The sequence below is a fragment of the Trabulsiella guamensis ATCC 49490 genome (genome assembly GCF_000734965.1).
Lineage (GTDB): Bacteria > Pseudomonadota > Gammaproteobacteria > Enterobacterales > Enterobacteriaceae > Trabulsiella > Trabulsiella guamensis.
Genome location: NZ_JMTB01000094.1, coordinates 61,990 through 77,268, shown reverse-complemented (window position 1 = coordinate 77,268; position 15,279 = coordinate 61,990). Strand labels below are relative to the sequence as shown.

Sequence of the window (15,279 nt, the reverse complement as noted above, 5' to 3'; positions counted from 1 at the left end):
TAATGACATACCGGCGTCCCTGAACTATTCATGGTATCAGTGTGGGAGGTTAATTCATTGATAACATGAATAAAAACAATGCGTTACAAGATGATGGCGAATGCTGGCACGGGGAGTGTCCGGAGAATGTGAGCGGGATCACGAAGGGAAATGTTTGGTTCAGGTGATTTTAGCGTTCAGAGGCAGTTTTAGTGTCTGCTGTTACCCCTTCCCCTGTAAAAAAATCGTCAAATTTCGCCTGTCAAATACTGAAAAATGGGGTATGTTTTAGCAGAGTATGCTGCTGAAGCGCGGGCGGTAGACATAAAACTGAAATAAAGCGCTAAAAAACAACATCACAACAAATGCAATCACCATAAACAATGGGGAATCTCAGGATGAAAATGAAGGGTAAAGCGTTACTGGCAGGATGTATCGCGTTGGCGTTCAGTCAGATGGCGCTGGCAGAAGACATCAAAGTCGCCGTGGTCGGTGCGATGTCCGGCCCGGTTGCGCAATATGGCGATCAGGAATTTACCGGTGCTGAGCAGGCGGTTGCGGATATCAATACTAAGGGCGGTATCAAAGGCAACAAACTTGTTATCACCAAATATGATGATGCCTGCGACCCGAAACAGGCAGTGGCGGTAGCGAACAAAGTGGTTAACGACGGCATTAAGTATGTTATCGGTCACCTTTGCTCCTCTTCCACCCAGCCAGCGTCTGATATCTATGAAGACGAAGGCATTCTGATGATCACACCGGCAGCGACGGCGCCTGAGCTGACCGCGCGCGGTTATAACCTGGTACTGCGCACCACTGGTCTTGACTCTGATCAGGGCCCGACTGCCGCAAAATATATTCTTGAGAAAGTGAAACCGCAGCGCATTGCTATCGTTCACGATAAGCAGCAGTACGGTGAAGGCCTGGCCCGTGCGGTACAGGACGGTCTCAAGAAAGGCAACGCCAACGTGGTGTTCTTTGATGGTATCACCGCGGGCGAGAAAGATTTCTCCACCCTGGTGGCACGTCTGAAGAAAGAAAATATCGACTTCGTCTACTACGGCGGCTATCACCCGGAAATGGGCCAAATTCTGCGTCAGGCGCGTGCTGCGGGTCTGAAAACGCAGTTTATGGGGCCGGAAGGCGTGGCTAACGTTTCACTGTCTAACATCGCCGGTGATTCTGCGGAAGGCATGCTGGTAACCAAGCCGAAGAACTACGATCAGGTTCCGGCGAACAAACCAGTGGTAGATGCGATTAAAGCGAAGAAACAGGATCCGAGCGGCGCGTTCGTCTGGACGACCTATGCAGCGCTGCAGTCACTGTCAGCCGGTCTGAACCAGTCTGACGATCCGGCAGAAATCGCCAAATGGCTGAAAGCCAACAGCGTTGACACCGTAATGGGGCCGCTGTCCTGGGATGAGAAAGGCGACCTGAAAGGCTTTGAGTTCGGTGTTTTCACCTGGCATGCTAACGGCACCGCAACAGACGCTAAATGAGAGTAGTGCCGGGTGGCGGCGTCGCCTTACCCGGCCTGCACTGAGTCTGGAAAAATGGGGAGAGAGCCCGGTTAACGCCGGGCTTTTTTATCGCTTCTCCCAGCCGCCTTTCTGCGCCGTGAAATCCAGCGCCTGCATGAATGCCGCCATCACACCGCGATCTTCAACGCCAACGTCTGCCATCCACCAGCTGGAGATGCCAGGGTTGTCGCGCAGCACTTCTTCCACCAGATATTGCCCCACGCCACGGCGGCGAGTGACGTCACGCACGCGCAGAGAATCCAGCGCTCCTTCAGTGCCGCTCAGGGTCACGCGAACCGCCGCCAACAGACGGTCGTTAAAACGGGCAGCATAAATACGGTGTAATTCATCAAGCGCTAATGACGCTTCGGTGTATTCCGGCCAGATTTTCCCCAGATCGATTTTGTCCTGCTCGCTCAGGGTATGGAGGCGGATGATGGTCAGTTTCATTCAAAGCTTTCCTGTGACAACGGTCAGGAAAGTGTACTCAATTTCTCATTCGTGGGGGGCCTGTTTTTTATTCATTCATTAGCCGATTAATTTTTACTTCATTAACGATGCAGATTTATCCATTAGGGATCGAAAAAGAAGCAGCATTTTAGCCTGATGGGTAGTGAATTGTTCGGCTTTATATGCCGTTATATTATGCTGTCACGCGGACTTTTTTTGTTTATCTCTCGATTATTTCAGAATATTATCTTTCCTTAATCGACTGAAAAATAGAGATTTTGATCTGAATTTCAGTAAAAAATGACTCTAAACCATTAAAGAAACTGGTAAAAATAGTATTGTGCAATAAAAATACAGCATGGTTTTTAACCAGATAATTACAAGAAATTCACAGACATCACGAACGGGGTTTGAAAAATGAAAAGGAACGCGAAGACAGTGATCGCGGGGATGGTTGCACTGGCAATGTCACAGGCTGCGATGGCAGAGGAAATTAAAGTGGCGGTTGTTGGTGCGATGTCCGGCCCGGTGGCTCAATGGGGCGATATGGAATTCAACGGTGCACGTGAAGCCATCAAAAACATCAATGCCAATGGCGGCATCAAAGGCGACAAACTGGTCGGCGTTGAATATGACGACGCGTGCGATCCGAAGCAGGCCGTTGCCGTCGCCAACAAAGTGGTTAACGACGGCATTAAGTACGTCATCGGCCATCTTTGCTCCTCTTCCACACAACCTGCGTCTGACATTTATGAAGACGAAGGCATTCTGATGATTTCACCGGGCGCGACCAATCCGGAGCTGACCCAGCGTGGCTATCAGTTCATTATGCGTACCGCCGGACTTGACTCTTCCCAGGGGCCGACGGCGGCGAAATACATCCTTGAAAAGGTGAAACCGCAGCGTATTGCGATCATCCATGACAAGCAGCAATACGGCGAAGGGCTGGCGCGTTCGGTCCAGGACGGCCTGAAACAGGGGGGCGCCAATGTGATCTTTTTTGACGGCATCACTGCCGGGGAAAAAGATTTCTCCGCCCTCGTCTCTCGTCTGAAGAAAGAGAATATCGATTTTGTCTACTACGGCGGTTATTACCCGGAAATGGGGCAGATGTTACGCCAGGCGCGTTCAATCAACCTGAAAACCCAGTTTATGGGACCGGAAGGCGTGGGTAACGCGTCACTGTCCAATATCGCGGGCGATGCCGCAGAGGGCATGCTGGTAACCATGCCGAAACGCTATGACCAGGATCCGGCAAACAGCGCTATCGTCAACGCACTGAAAGCAGAGAAAAAAGATCCGAGTGGTCCTTACGTCTGGATCACCTACGCCGCCGTGCAGTCGCTGGCAACCGCCATGGATCGTACGGGTAGCAAAGAACCACAGGATCTGATTAAGGATCTGAAAGCGCACGGGGCAGATACCGTGATTGGGCCGCTGAACTGGGATGAAAAAGGCGATCTGAAGGGATTTGAGTTTGGAGTTTTCCAGTGGCATGCCGACGGTTCGTCAACCGCAGCCAAATGATTATCCCGTTCTGTAGGGTTGAAAAGGTTACTTTATGTCCGAGCAGTTCCTCTATTTTTTGCAGCAGATGTTTAACGGCGTCACGCTGGGAAGCACCTATGCGCTAATCGCCATCGGCTACACCATGGTGTACGGCATTATCGGCATGATCAACTTCGCCCATGGCGAGGTCTATATGATCGGCAGTTATGTCTCGTTCATGATCATCGCTGCGCTCATGATGCTGGGTATTGACGCCAGCTGGTTGCTGATTGCCGCCGGTTTTATTGGTGCGATTATCATCGCCAGCGCCTACGGCTGGAGCATCGAGCGGGTGGCTTATCGTCCGGTGCGCAGCTCCAAGCGTCTTATCGCCCTGATCTCCGCCATCGGGATGTCTATCTTCCTGCAAAACTACGTCAGCCTGACGGAAGGCTCACGTGATATCGCTTTGCCGAACCTGGTTGACGGTCAGTGGGTGGTGGGAAGCAGCGAACATTTCTCTGCCTCCATCACCACAATGCAGTTGGTTATCTGGGTCGTGACGTTTATCGCGATGCTGGCGTTGACGGTGTTCATTCGCTACTCGCGTATGGGCCGCGCATGTCGTGCTTGCGCAGAAGACCTGAAAATGGCGAGCCTGCTCGGTATTAATACTGACCGCGTCATCGCGCTGACCTTTGTGATCGGCGCGGCGATGGCTGCGGTGGCGGGTGTGCTGCTCGGGCAATTCTACGGCGTTATCAACCCGTACATTGGTTTTATGGCAGGGATGAAAGCCTTTACCGCTGCGGTTCTGGGCGGGATCGGCAGTATTCCTGGGGCGATGATCGGCGGGCTGATCCTCGGCGTGGCGGAAGCGCTCTCTTCTGCGTATCTGAGTACCGAATATAAAGATGTGGTGTCGTTTGCGCTGCTGATTCTGGTGCTGCTGGTGATGCCGACCGGCATCCTGGGTCGCCCGGAGGTAGAAAAAGTATGAAATCGATGCATTTTGCGATGGCGCTGCTTTCTGCAGTCCTGTTTTTCGTACTGGCCGGTGTGTTCATGGGCGTACAGTTGGGGCTGGACGGCACCAGACTGATCGTTGGCTCAGCCTCGGACATTCGCTGGCAGTGGGTGTTTATCGGCACCGCGGTGGTCTTTTTCTTTCAGTTGCTGCGCCCGCTGTTTACTCATGCTCTGAAAGGCGTCTCCGGGCCGAAGTTTATTCTGCCGGCGATTGATGGTTCGACGGTAAAACAGAAGCTGTTTCTGATTGCGTTGCTGGTGATTGCCGTCGCCTGGCCGTTTATGGTCTCGCGCGGTACGGTGGATATCGCCACGCTGACGATGATTTACATCATTCTCGGTCTCGGCCTGAACGTCGTGGTGGGGTTATCCGGGCTGCTGGTGCTGGGCTACGGCGGTTTCTACGCCATCGGCGCCTATACATTCGCGCTGCTGAATCACTATTACGGCCTTGGCTTCTGGACTTGTCTGCCGATCGCCGGGCTGGTGTCGGCGCTGGCGGGCTTCCTGCTTGGATTCCCGGTACTACGTTTGCGTGGTGACTATCTTGCTATCGTGACCCTCGGCTTTGGGGAGATCGTCCGTATTCTGCTGCTCAACAACACCGAAATTACCGGTGGTCCGAACGGCATCAGCCAGATCCCGAAACCCACGCTTTTCGGTCTCGAGTTTAGCCGTACTGCCCGCGAAGGCGGTTGGGATACTTTCAGCAACTTCTTCGGCGTGAAATATGATCCGTCCGACCGCGTGGTGTTCCTCTACCTGGTGGCGCTGCTGCTGGTGGTGCTGAGCCTGTTCGTCATTAACCGTCTGCTGCGTATGCCGCTGGGTCGTGCATGGGAAGCGCTGCGTGAAGATGAAATCGCCTGCCGCTCGCTGGGTCTGAGCCCGACGCGTATTAAGCTGACGGCGTTCACCATCAGCGCGGCCTTTGCCGGGTTTGCCGGTACGCTGTTCGCCGCCCGTCAGGGGTTCGTCAGCCCGGAATCCTTCACTTTCGCCGAATCGGCGTTTGTGCTGGCGATCGTGGTGCTTGGCGGGATGGGTTCTCAGTTTGCGGTCATCCTGGCGGCTATCCTGCTGGTGGTTTCGCGTGAACTGATGCGTGATTTCAATGAGTACAGCATGTTAATGCTGGGTGGTTTGATGGTACTGATGATGATCTGGCGTCCGCAGGGCTTACTGCCGATGACCCGTGTGCAGATGAAACTGAAAAACGGGCAAGCGAAAGGAGAGCAGGCATGAGTCCATTATTATCTGTTGATGGCCTGATGATGCGCTTCGGTGGCCTGCTGGCGGTCAACAATGTATCGCTGGAGCTGTATCCGCGGGAAATCGTTTCGCTGATTGGGCCGAACGGTGCCGGGAAAACTACCGTATTCAACTGTCTGACCGGTTTTTATAAACCGACTGGCGGCACCATTCGCCTTCGTGAGCAGCATCTCGAAGGCATGTCGGGTCAGCAGATTGCCCGGATGGGCGTGGTGCGGACCTTCCAGCACGTACGGCTGTTCCGTGAAATGACAGTGATTGAAAACCTGCTGGTGGCGCAACATCAGCAACTGAAAACCGGGGTGTTCTCGGGGTTGCTGAAAACCCCGGCGTTCCGCCGCGCGCAGAGTGAATCACTGGATCGTGCTGCGGCCTGGCTTGAGCGTATCGGCCTGCTGGCGCATGCCAACCGTCAGGCGAGCAACCTGGCTTATGGTGACCAGCGTCGTCTGGAGATTGCCCGTTGTATGGTGACGCTGCCGGAAATCCTGATGCTTGACGAGCCAGCGGCAGGGCTTAACCCGAAAGAGACCAAAGAGCTGGACGAGCTTATCGCCGAGCTGCGCAGCCATCACAATACTACCATTCTGCTGATTGAGCATGATATGAAACTGGTGATGGGGATTTCCGATCGTATTTACGTCGTGAATCAGGGAATGCCGCTGGCGAAAGGGTCGCCGGAGGAAATTCGAAATAACCCGGATGTGATCCGCGCGTATTTGGGTGAGGCATAAGATGGAAAAAGTCATGCTGTCTTTTGACGGTGTCAGCGCCCACTACGGTAAAATTCAGGCGCTGCATAACGTCAGTTTGCATATTAATCAGGGCGAAATTGTGACGCTCATTGGTGCGAACGGTGCGGGGAAAACCACGCTACTCGGCACGCTGTGCGGCGATCCGCGCGCGACCAGCGGACGCATTGTATTCGATGGTAAAGACATTACCGACTGGCAAACCGCGAAAATTATGCGCGAAGCGGTGGCGATTGTACCGGAAGGCCGTCGCGTCTTTTCGCGGATGACGGTGGAAGAGAACCTGGCGATGGGCGGCTTCTTTGCTGATCGCGATCAGTATCAGACGCGCATTCAGTGGGTCTACGAGTTGTTCCCGCGTCTGCATGAACGTCGTATCCAGCGTGCGGGCACCATGTCTGGCGGTGAACAACAGATGCTGGCGATTGGTCGCGCGCTGATGAGTCAGCCGCGTCTGTTGCTGCTGGACGAGCCATCGCTCGGCCTGGCGCCGATCATCATCCAGCAGATATTCGATACCATCGAACAGCTGCGCGAGCAGGGCATGACCATCTTCCTCGTTGAGCAGAATGCTAACCAGGCGCTGAAACTTGCCGATCGCGGTTACGTGCTGGAAAACGGTCACGTGGTGCTGTCCGATACCGGTGAAGCTCTGCTGGCAAACGAAGCAGTACGTAGCGCTTACCTCGGCGGTTAATTCATTCATTGCCCGGCCGCGTGCATCGCGCCGGGCTTACATCGTTTCGTCACCATTTCATCATTTTTCTTCCGCACTCCTGTCATCCCGCTGTAACTAAAAGATTATTTTTCTGTCATTCGTACATGTCATGTTACCTCGCGAGCACAAACGCGTGATTTCGCGCATCCGGCACAAAACAAGAGAGATAACCGAATGACTTCGTTACGACACACAGCTTTAGGACTGGCGCTCAGTCTGGCATTTGCTGGCAACGCGCTGGCAGAAACCACGATCCCGTTCTGGCATTCCATGGAAGGGGAACTGGGAAAAGAAGTGGATTCCCTGGCGCAACGTTTCAACCAGGCAAACCCGGATTACAAAATTGTGCCGGTTTATAAAGGCAACTATGAACAAAGCCTGAGCGCGGGTATCGCCGCGTTCCGTACCGGCAACGCTCCCGCCCTGTTACAGGTTTATGAAGTTGGCACCGCCACCATGATGGCTTCCAAAGCGATCAAGCCGGTGTATGAAGTGTTCAGCGAAGCCAACATCAAATTCGATGAGTCGCAGTTCGTCCCGACCGTTTCTGGTTACTACTCTGATTCGAAAACGGGTCATCTGCTGTCTCAGCCGTTCAACAGCTCCACGCCGGTGCTGTACTACAACAAAGACGCCTTCAAAAAAGCAGGGTTAGATCCGGAGCAGCCGCCGAAAACCTGGCAGGATCTGGCCGCGTATACCGCGAAACTGAAAGCGTCTGGCGCGAAATGCGGTTACGCCAGCGGCTGGCAGGGCTGGATCCAGATTGAAAACTTCAGCGCCTGGCATGGTCTGCCGGTCGCGACCAAAAATAACGGCTTTGACGGTACCGATGCGGTACTGGAATTCAACAAGCCGGAACAGGTGAAACACATCGCCATGCTCGAAGCACTGAATAAGAAAGGTGATTTCAGCTACTTCGGTCGTAAAGACGAGTCTACCGAGAAGTTCTACAACGGTGACTGCGCCATCACTACCGCGTCTTCCGGTTCACTGGCGGACATCCGTCATTACGCCAAATTCAATTATGGCGTGGGCATGATGCCGTACGACGCTGACGTGAAAGGCGCGCCGCAGAACGCGATTATCGGCGGCGCCAGCCTGTGGGTTATGCAGGGTAAAGACAAAGCGACCTACACCGGTGTGGCGAAATTCCTCGAGTTCCTGGCGAAACCAGAAAACGCGGCGGAATGGCATCAGAAAACCGGTTATCTGCCAATCACCAAAGCGGCGTATGACCTGACCCGCGAGCAGGGCTACTACGACAAAAACCCAGGAGCAGATATCGCTACCCGTCAGATGCTGAATAAGCCGCCGTTGCCGTTCACCAAAGGCATGCGTCTGGGCAACATGCCGCAGATCCGCACCGTGGTGGATGAAGAACTGGAAAGCGTGTGGACAGGTAAGAAAACGCCTCAGCAGGCGCTGGATGCCGCTGTCGAGCGTGGTAATCAGTTGCTGCGTCGCTTTGAGCAGTCAACCAAATCGTAATGTGAAATGCCGGGTGGCGGCGTCGCCTTACCCGGCCTACACGAACCTGTAGGCCGGATAAGCAGAGCGCCATCCGGCGCTGTTCAGGAACCCAATTTTAATGTCCTCATCCCGTCCGGTGTTTCGTTCACGTTGGCTGCCCTATCTCCTCGTCGCACCGCAACTGGCGATCACCCTCATTTTCTTTATCTGGCCTGCGGGCGAAGCATTGTGGTACTCCCTGCAAAGCGTTGATCCGTTCGGGCTTTCCAGTCAGTTTGTTGGCCTGGATAACTTTGTCGCGCTGTTTCACGACAGCTACTACCTGGATTCTTTCTGGACCACCATCAAGTTTAGTGCGCTGGTGACCATCAGCGGCCTGCTGGCTTCGCTGTTTTTTGCAGCGCTGGTCGATTATGTGGTGCGCGGCAGCCGGGTGTATCAGACGTTGATGCTGCTACCCTACGCGGTGGCGCCCGCTGTGGCGGCGGTGCTGTGGATATTCCTCTTTAACCCAGGACGCGGGTTAATTACCCATGCGCTGGGTGAATTCGGTTATGACTGGAATCACGCGCAGAACAGCGGACAGGCGATGTTTCTCGTGGTTTTCGCCTCTGTCTGGAAGCAGATCAGCTACAACTTCCTGTTCTTTTTTGCCGCGCTGCAGTCGATCCCCCGTTCACTGGTCGAGGCCGCCGCGATTGACGGTGCCGGGCCGATTCGTCGTTTCTTTAAGCTGTCGTTACCGCTGATCGCGCCTGTCAGCTTTTTCCTGCTGGTGGTGAATCTGGTTTATGCCTTCTTCGATACCTTTCCGGTTATCGATGCCGCCACCGCGGGCGGGCCGGTGCAGGCCACGACCACGCTTATCTACAAGATTTACCGTGAAGGGTTCGCCGGGCTCGATCTTTCTGCCTCTGCCGCGCAGTCGGTGGTACTGATGATGCTGGTGATTGTCCTGACGGTGGTGCAGTTCCGCTATGTTGAAAGCAAGGTGCGTTACCAATGATTGAACACCGCCCCGGGCTGACGATGTTCAGCCACACGATGTTAATCCTCGGCATTGCCGTGATCCTGTTTCCACTGTATGTCGCGTTTGTGGCGGCAACGCTCGACAACAACGCGGTGTACGCCACGCCAATGACGCTGGTGCCGGGAACGCATCTGCTGGAGAACATGGCGACCATCTGGCGGGAGGGCGTTGGCGTTAACAGTGCGCCGTTCTGGCTGATGATGCTCAACAGTTTCATCATGGCGTTCGGCATTACTGTGGGCAAAATCGCTGTCTCGATCCTCTCTGCGTTCGCCATCGTCTGGTTTCGTTTTCCGCTGCGTAACCTGTTCTTCTGGATGATCTTCATCACCCTGATGCTACCGGTGGAGGTGCGTATCTTCCCGACGGTGGAAGTGATCGCCCGGCTGAACATGCTCGACAGCTACACCGGCCTGACGCTGCCGCTAATGGCATCAGCCACCGCCACTTTCCTGTTTCGCCAGTTTTTCATGACGCTGCCGGACGAACTGATTGAAGCCGCACGTATTGATGGCGCGTCGGCGATGCGCTTTTTCCGCGATATCGTGTTGCCGCTGTCGAAAACCAATCTCGCGGCGCTGTTCGTGATCACCTTCATTTACGGCTGGAATCAGTATTTGTGGCCGCTACTGATTATTCAGGACGTGAATCTCGGCACCGCCGTGGCAGGTATCAAAGGGATGATCTCCAACGGTGAAGGCACCACGCTCTGGAATCAGGTGATGGCGGCGATGCTGCTCACGCTCATTCCCCCCGTAATTATTGTTTTAGCCATGCAGCGCGCGTTCGTACGTGGTTTAGTGGACAGTGAGAAATAAGATGGCAGGTTTAAAATTACAGGCAGTAAGCAAAAGCTGGGATGGCGGCAAAACGCAGGTGATCCAACCTTTAACCGTTGATGTGTCCGATGGTGAGTTCATTGTGATGGTTGGCCCATCAGGCTGCGGAAAATCGACATTGCTGCGCATGGTGGCCGGGCTTGAGCGCGTCACCAGCGGCGATATCTGGATTGATCGCCAGCGCGTTACCGAGATGGAACCAAAAGATCGTGGTATCGCGATGGTGTTTCAGAACTATGCGCTCTATCCGCACATGAGCGTGGAGGAGAACATGGCCTGGGGCCTGAAAATTCGCGGTATGGGCAAGGCGCACATCGCCGGACGTGTACAGGAAGCGGCACGTATTCTGGAGCTGGACGGTTTGCTGAAGCGCCGTCCGCGCGAGCTTTCTGGTGGTCAGCGCCAGCGTGTGGCGATGGGGCGCGCGATTGTGCGCGATCCGGCGGTCTTTCTGTTTGATGAGCCGCTCTCCAACCTCGACGCCAAACTGCGCGTTCAGATGCGCCTTGAACTGCAACAGCTGCATCGCCGCCTGAACACTACTTCGCTGTACGTCACCCATGACCAGGTGGAAGCGATGACGCTGGCGCAGCGGGTGATGGTGATGAACAAAGGCGTTGCCGAGCAAATCGGCACACCGGTTGAAGTATATGAAAAACCGGCCTCTCGCTTCGTGGCGAGCTTTATCGGCAGTCCGGCGATGAACCTGCTTGACGGCCGCGTCAGCCAGGCTGGCACCCATTTTGAGCTGGAGAGCGGCATGGCGTTGCCCATCAACTGGCAATTCCGCGGATATGCGGGGCGCAACATGACGTTGGGTATCCGTCCGGAACATATTGCGTTAAGCTCCCAGGCGGAGGGCGGTATCCCGATGGTGCTGGATACGCTCGAAATTTTGGGTGCAGATAACCTGGCGCACGGACGCTGGGGAGAACAAAAACTGGTGGTGCGTCTGCCGCATCAGCAGCGCCCGCAAGCGGGCAGCACGCTGTGGCTGCATCTGGCGGAAAATCATCTGCATCTGTTTGATGGAGACACAGGACAACGTCTATGAGTTACTGGCCTTATCCACACATCGTCGCTCACCGCGGCGGTGGTAAACTGGCGCCGGAAAATACCCTGGCCGCCATTGATGTTGGCGCGTACTACGGTCATTTGATGGTTGAGTTCGACGTCAAGCTGTCAAAGGATGGCGAGATTTTTCTGCTGCATGACGATCACCTTGAACGTACCAGCAATGGCTGGGGCGTGGCAGGGGATCTGACGTGGAGCGATCTGCAACGTGTGGATGCCGGGAGCTGGTTCAGCGGCGAGTTCAAAGGCGAACCGTTGCCGCTTCTGGCGGACGTGGCGCAGCGCTGCCGCGAGCAGGGCATGATGGCGAACATTGAAATTAAGCCGACCACCGGCACCGGGCCGCTGACCGGAAAAGTGGTGGCGCTGGCGGCACGCGAACTGTGGCAGGGGATGACTGCGCCATTGCTCTCTTCCTTTGACATTAATGCGCTGGAAGCGGCACAGGCCGCCGCACCGGAGTTACCGCGCGGGCTGTTGCTCGACGAGTGGCGCGACGACTGGCAGGCGCTGACGACGCGGCTGGGTTGTGTGTCGATTCACCTGAATCATAAACTGCTGGATGAAGCACGGGTGAGCCTGCTGAAAGCCGCGGGACTGCGTATTCTTGTCTACACCGTGAACAAACCCCAGCGCGCATCGGAGTTATTACACTGGGGCGTGGACTGTATCTGCACCGATGCGATTGACGTCATCGGCGCCGATTTCGAGCCTTAAGGATTTTTCAGCATATCGCCATTCTGACGCGACGGCAGCATGTGCTGCTGACCGCTCTCCGGCGTCGTGCTGTTCAGCATCCCTCCGTTGGTATTGGGCAGGACCTGTTCACGCGGCTGACCCTGTCGGACACGCTGCGCGTTGTCATTCATCTGCATTTGCAGGTGCTGCTGCTGGTTGCGGGTTTGCGTCTGAAGCTGCTGATTTAACATCCCTTTCTGCTGTTGCTGCTGATTAAGCATCTGGGTTTGCATCCGCTGCTGACTGGGAATTTGATAGCCCGGCTGATTCGGGTTATTGGTGGTGTTCAGGGGCTGAGCCAGTGCGGCGAACGGCAGCAACGCCGTTATCAAAAACACACGTTTCATTTTCATTCCCTCCCTCTGAGGACTCTCTTAAGTTTATCGCGATTCAGGCATAACGATGATTTTTTAAGAGTTGTGAACCAGGCTTAAGCCGGAGCATAGATCTTATCACCTGGAGAATAACAATGATGAAATCTTCATTTTTGCGTGGGGTGGCGATCGCTGCCCTGCTGGCGGGAGGCACTTTCACCGTCGCCGCGACCCCGCCTGCCGCGCCGCCCGTGTCCTATGGTGTGGAGGAGGATGTGTTTCATCCTGTCCGCGCGCAACAGGGTATGGTCTCCTCCGTGGATGCGCTCGCGACCCGCGTGGGCGTCGACATTCTACAGCAGGGTGGTAACGCGGTAGATGCCGCAGTTGCTGTGGGTTACGCGCTGGCGGTCACCCATCCGCAGGCAGGGAATCTGGGTGGCGGTGGCTTCATGATGTTGCGCACCAAAGACGGTAAAACGACTGCCATCGATTTTCGCGAAATAGCGCCAGAGCAGGCCACACGCGATATGTTTCTTGATGATCAGGGTAATCCGGACAGCAAGAAATCGCTCACCTCGCCGCTGGCATCCGGCACGCCGGGCACTGTAGCGGGCTTTTCGCTGGCGCTGGAAAAATACGGCACGATGCCGCTCAATAAAGTGATCCGCCCGGCGCATAAGCTTGCCGAAGAAGGCTTCGTGGTGAACGACGCGCTGGCGGATGATCTCAAAACCTACGGCAGTGAAGTGCTTCCTGACCATGAAAACAGTAAAGCCATTTTCTGGAAAAACGGCGAACCGCTGAAGAAAGGCGACAAGCTGGTGCAGAAAAACCTGGCGAAGAGCCTCGAAATGATTGCGGAAAATGGCCCTGACGCTTTCTACAAAGGGGCGATTGCCGATCAGATTGTCGAAGAGATGCAGAAAAACGGTGGCCTGATCAGCAAAACGGATCTGGCGAATTACAGCGCCGTCGAGCGTACGCCGATCAGCGGCGACTATCGCGGATACCAGGTATTCTCCATGCCGCCGCCATCGTCGGGGGGGATTCACATCGTGCAGATCCTCAATATCCTGGAAAATTTCGACCTGCATAAATATGGCTTTGGCAGCGCTGATGCGATGCAACTGATGGCAGAAGCAGAGAAGCGCGCATACGCTGACCGCTCGGAATATCTCGGTGACCCGGACTTTGTGAAAGTGCCGTGGCAGGCGCTGACCAGCAAAGCGTACGCCAAAGCGATTGCGGATGAAATAGATATCAACAAGGCCAAACCGTCGAGCGAAATCCGCCCCGGCAAACTGGCGCCGTATGAAAGCAATCAGACCACCCATTTTTCCGTCGTCGATAAAGACGGCAATGCGGTGGCGGTGACTTATACGCTCAATACGACATTCGGTACCGGGATTGTCGCCGGGAATACTGGTATTTTGCTAAATAACGAGATGGATGATTTCTCCGCCAAGCCAGGCGTGCCGAACGTATATGGGCTGGTGGGCGGCGATGCTAACGCCGTCGGACCGAAAAAACGGCCGCTTTCGTCAATGTCGCCAACCATTGTTGTTAAAGACGGTAAAACCTGGCTGGTTACCGGTAGCCCGGGCGGCAGCCGGATTATCACCACTGTGCTGCAAATGGTCGTGAACAGTATCGATTTTGGAATGAATGTTGCCGAAGCGACTAACGCGCCACGCTTCCATCATCAGTGGTTGCCTGATGAACTATGGGTGGAGAAAGGCTTTAGCCCTGACACGCTGAAAGCGTTGGAACAGAAAGGGCAAAAAGTGGCGGTGAAAGCGGCGATGGGTAGCACTCAGAGCATTATGATCGGCCCGGACGGCACACTGTATGGCGCATCGGATCCACGTTCGCCAGATGATTTAACGGCGGGGTATTAATTTTTGTCGGGCCTACAGGTTCCGTAGGCCCGGTAAGCACAGCGCCACCGGGCAAGACCTTAAAAATTACTTCACGCGCGCCATATAATACGCATCTACATATTTACCATCGCGCAGCCCGTATTTTTTCCCGGTACCTTCGATTTCAAACCCATACTTGCGGTAGACCGCAATGGCCGGGGCGTTATCGACAAATACCGTCAGCTCGATTCTTTCTACCCGTAGCCAGTTGTCGCACATGTCGATCATGGTGCGGATCAGTGCGCTGGCGACGCCACGATTTTGCCACTCGGCTCCCACACAAATACCGAAATCGGCGACGTGGCTACGGCGCGTGCGCTGAGGCACTTCAATGGCGAGGTGGCCGACGACGATATCGTCAATGCAGGCGACCAGTTGTTTGACACCAGGTTTGTCGGCCAGTCGTTCCTGCCACATCCGCTCCGAAGGATGAGGAACCTGTAGTGTGTTGCGATACACCTCCGGCTGGGCATGGATCTGACGAATCGCATCGTAATCCTTCGGTTCAGCATGGCGTATCACTATCTCACTCATTCCTTATCTCCTTTACGGTTTGGTTTCCTCCTTACAGTCGGCGAGACAGAAAACGCCGTCAACCTGAATTTATTGCAAAAAGAGATAGACAAGTGCGAATGATAATGATTATTATTGCTGTGCGTTCAGGGAGACCTCTGTGGG

Annotated in this window: 15 protein-coding genes; 12 read left to right on the top strand and 3 right to left on the bottom strand. The window is 54.8% G+C overall.

The window, feature by feature from the left end:
* The first annotated feature begins 377 nt into the window (after nucleotides 1-377).
* On the top strand, nucleotides 378-1,481 hold the full coding sequence (gene livJ / locus GTGU_RS15550) for a branched chain amino acid ABC transporter substrate-binding protein LivJ (protein ID WP_156964188.1): 1,104 nt from the start codon (nucleotides 378-380) through the stop codon (nucleotides 1,479-1,481).
* An 87-nt stretch (nucleotides 1,482-1,568) separates the two neighbouring features.
* On the opposite strand, the gene panM is transcribed toward livJ, so the two are convergent.
* Nucleotides 1,569-1,952, bottom strand: a complete 384-nt coding sequence (gene panM, locus GTGU_RS15545; RefSeq protein WP_038158881.1) for an aspartate 1-decarboxylase autocleavage activator PanM — start codon at nucleotides 1,950-1,952, stop codon at nucleotides 1,569-1,571.
* 417 nt (nucleotides 1,953-2,369) lie between these two features.
* Here panM and livK point away from each other — a divergent pair, with 417 nt between their 5' ends.
* The 10 genes from livK to ugpQ all read left to right on the top strand — a co-directional run bounded on the left by livK (nucleotide 2,370) and on the right by ugpQ (nucleotide 12,344).
* On the top strand, nucleotides 2,370-3,479 hold the full coding sequence (gene livK / locus GTGU_RS15540) for a high-affinity branched-chain amino acid ABC transporter substrate-binding protein LivK (protein ID WP_038158879.1): 1,110 nt from the start codon (nucleotides 2,370-2,372) through the stop codon (nucleotides 3,477-3,479).
* Between the two features lie 34 nt (nucleotides 3,480-3,513).
* Entirely contained in the window at nucleotides 3,514-4,440 is a 927-nt protein-coding gene (gene livH, locus GTGU_RS15535; protein ID WP_038158878.1) for a high-affinity branched-chain amino acid ABC transporter permease LivH, read from the top strand.
* Nucleotides 4,437-5,714, top strand: coding sequence for a high-affinity branched-chain amino acid ABC transporter permease LivM (locus GTGU_RS15530; protein ID WP_038158876.1), 1,278 nt, complete (start codon nucleotides 4,437-4,439; stop codon nucleotides 5,712-5,714). Before livH ends, GTGU_RS15530 begins: the two co-directional genes overlap by 4 nt.
* Nucleotides 5,711-6,475 carry a high-affinity branched-chain amino acid ABC transporter ATP-binding protein LivG gene (gene livG, locus GTGU_RS15525; protein WP_038158875.1) on the top strand — a complete coding sequence of 255 codons (765 nt, stop codon included), beginning with the start codon at nucleotides 5,711-5,713 and terminating at the stop codon, nucleotides 6,473-6,475. Before GTGU_RS15530 ends, livG begins: the two co-directional genes overlap by 4 nt.
* Nucleotide 6,476: 1 nt before the next feature.
* Nucleotides 6,477-7,190: a high-affinity branched-chain amino acid ABC transporter ATP-binding protein LivF gene (livF, locus tag GTGU_RS15520; protein ID WP_038158874.1), complete on the top strand. Its 714-nt coding sequence runs from the start codon at nucleotides 6,477-6,479 to the stop codon at nucleotides 7,188-7,190.
* Between the two features lie 195 nt (nucleotides 7,191-7,385).
* Nucleotides 7,386-8,702 (top strand): sn-glycerol-3-phosphate ABC transporter substrate-binding protein UgpB, encoded by a 1,317-nt coding sequence (gene ugpB / locus GTGU_RS15515; RefSeq protein WP_038158872.1) that lies wholly within the window; start codon nucleotides 7,386-7,388, stop codon nucleotides 8,700-8,702.
* A 100-nt stretch (nucleotides 8,703-8,802) separates the two neighbouring features.
* The gene (gene ugpA / locus GTGU_RS15510; protein ID WP_038158870.1) at nucleotides 8,803-9,690 is read left to right on the top strand and encodes a sn-glycerol-3-phosphate ABC transporter permease UgpA; all 888 of its coding nucleotides are present in this window, start codon (nucleotides 8,803-8,805) and stop codon (nucleotides 9,688-9,690) included.
* Entirely contained in the window at nucleotides 9,687-10,532 is an 846-nt protein-coding gene (gene ugpE, locus GTGU_RS15505) for a sn-glycerol-3-phosphate ABC transporter permease UgpE (RefSeq protein ID WP_038158867.1), read from the top strand. The genes ugpA and ugpE overlap by 4 nt, the downstream gene beginning before the upstream one ends.
* A gap of 1 nt (nucleotide 10,533) precedes the next feature.
* Nucleotides 10,534-11,607 (top strand): sn-glycerol-3-phosphate import ATP-binding protein UgpC, encoded by a 1,074-nt coding sequence (locus tag GTGU_RS15500; protein ID WP_038158865.1) that lies wholly within the window; start codon nucleotides 10,534-10,536, stop codon nucleotides 11,605-11,607.
* Nucleotides 11,604-12,344, top strand: a complete 741-nt coding sequence (gene ugpQ, locus GTGU_RS15495) for a glycerophosphodiester phosphodiesterase (protein WP_038158863.1) — start codon at nucleotides 11,604-11,606, stop codon at nucleotides 12,342-12,344. The genes GTGU_RS15500 and ugpQ overlap by 4 nt, the downstream gene beginning before the upstream one ends.
* Here ugpQ and GTGU_RS15490 read toward each other — a convergent pair.
* On the bottom strand, nucleotides 12,341-12,712 hold the full coding sequence (locus tag GTGU_RS15490; protein WP_038158896.1) for a DUF2756 family protein: 372 nt from the start codon (nucleotides 12,710-12,712) through the stop codon (nucleotides 12,341-12,343). The two genes, ugpQ and GTGU_RS15490, sit on opposite strands and share 4 nt — an antisense overlap.
* Nucleotides 12,713-12,837: 125 nt before the next feature.
* Here GTGU_RS15490 and ggt point away from each other — a divergent pair, with 125 nt between their 5' ends.
* Complete coding sequence (gene ggt / locus GTGU_RS15485; RefSeq protein WP_038158893.1) at nucleotides 12,838-14,580, top strand: gamma-glutamyltransferase; 1,743 nt, start codon at nucleotides 12,838-12,840, stop codon at nucleotides 14,578-14,580.
* A 66-nt stretch (nucleotides 14,581-14,646) separates the two neighbouring features.
* On the opposite strand, the gene yhhY is transcribed toward ggt, so the two are convergent.
* Nucleotides 14,647-15,135 (bottom strand): N-acetyltransferase, encoded by a 489-nt coding sequence (yhhY, locus tag GTGU_RS15480; RefSeq protein ID WP_038158861.1) that lies wholly within the window; start codon nucleotides 15,133-15,135, stop codon nucleotides 14,647-14,649.
* Nucleotides 15,136-15,279: the final 144 nt, after the last annotated feature.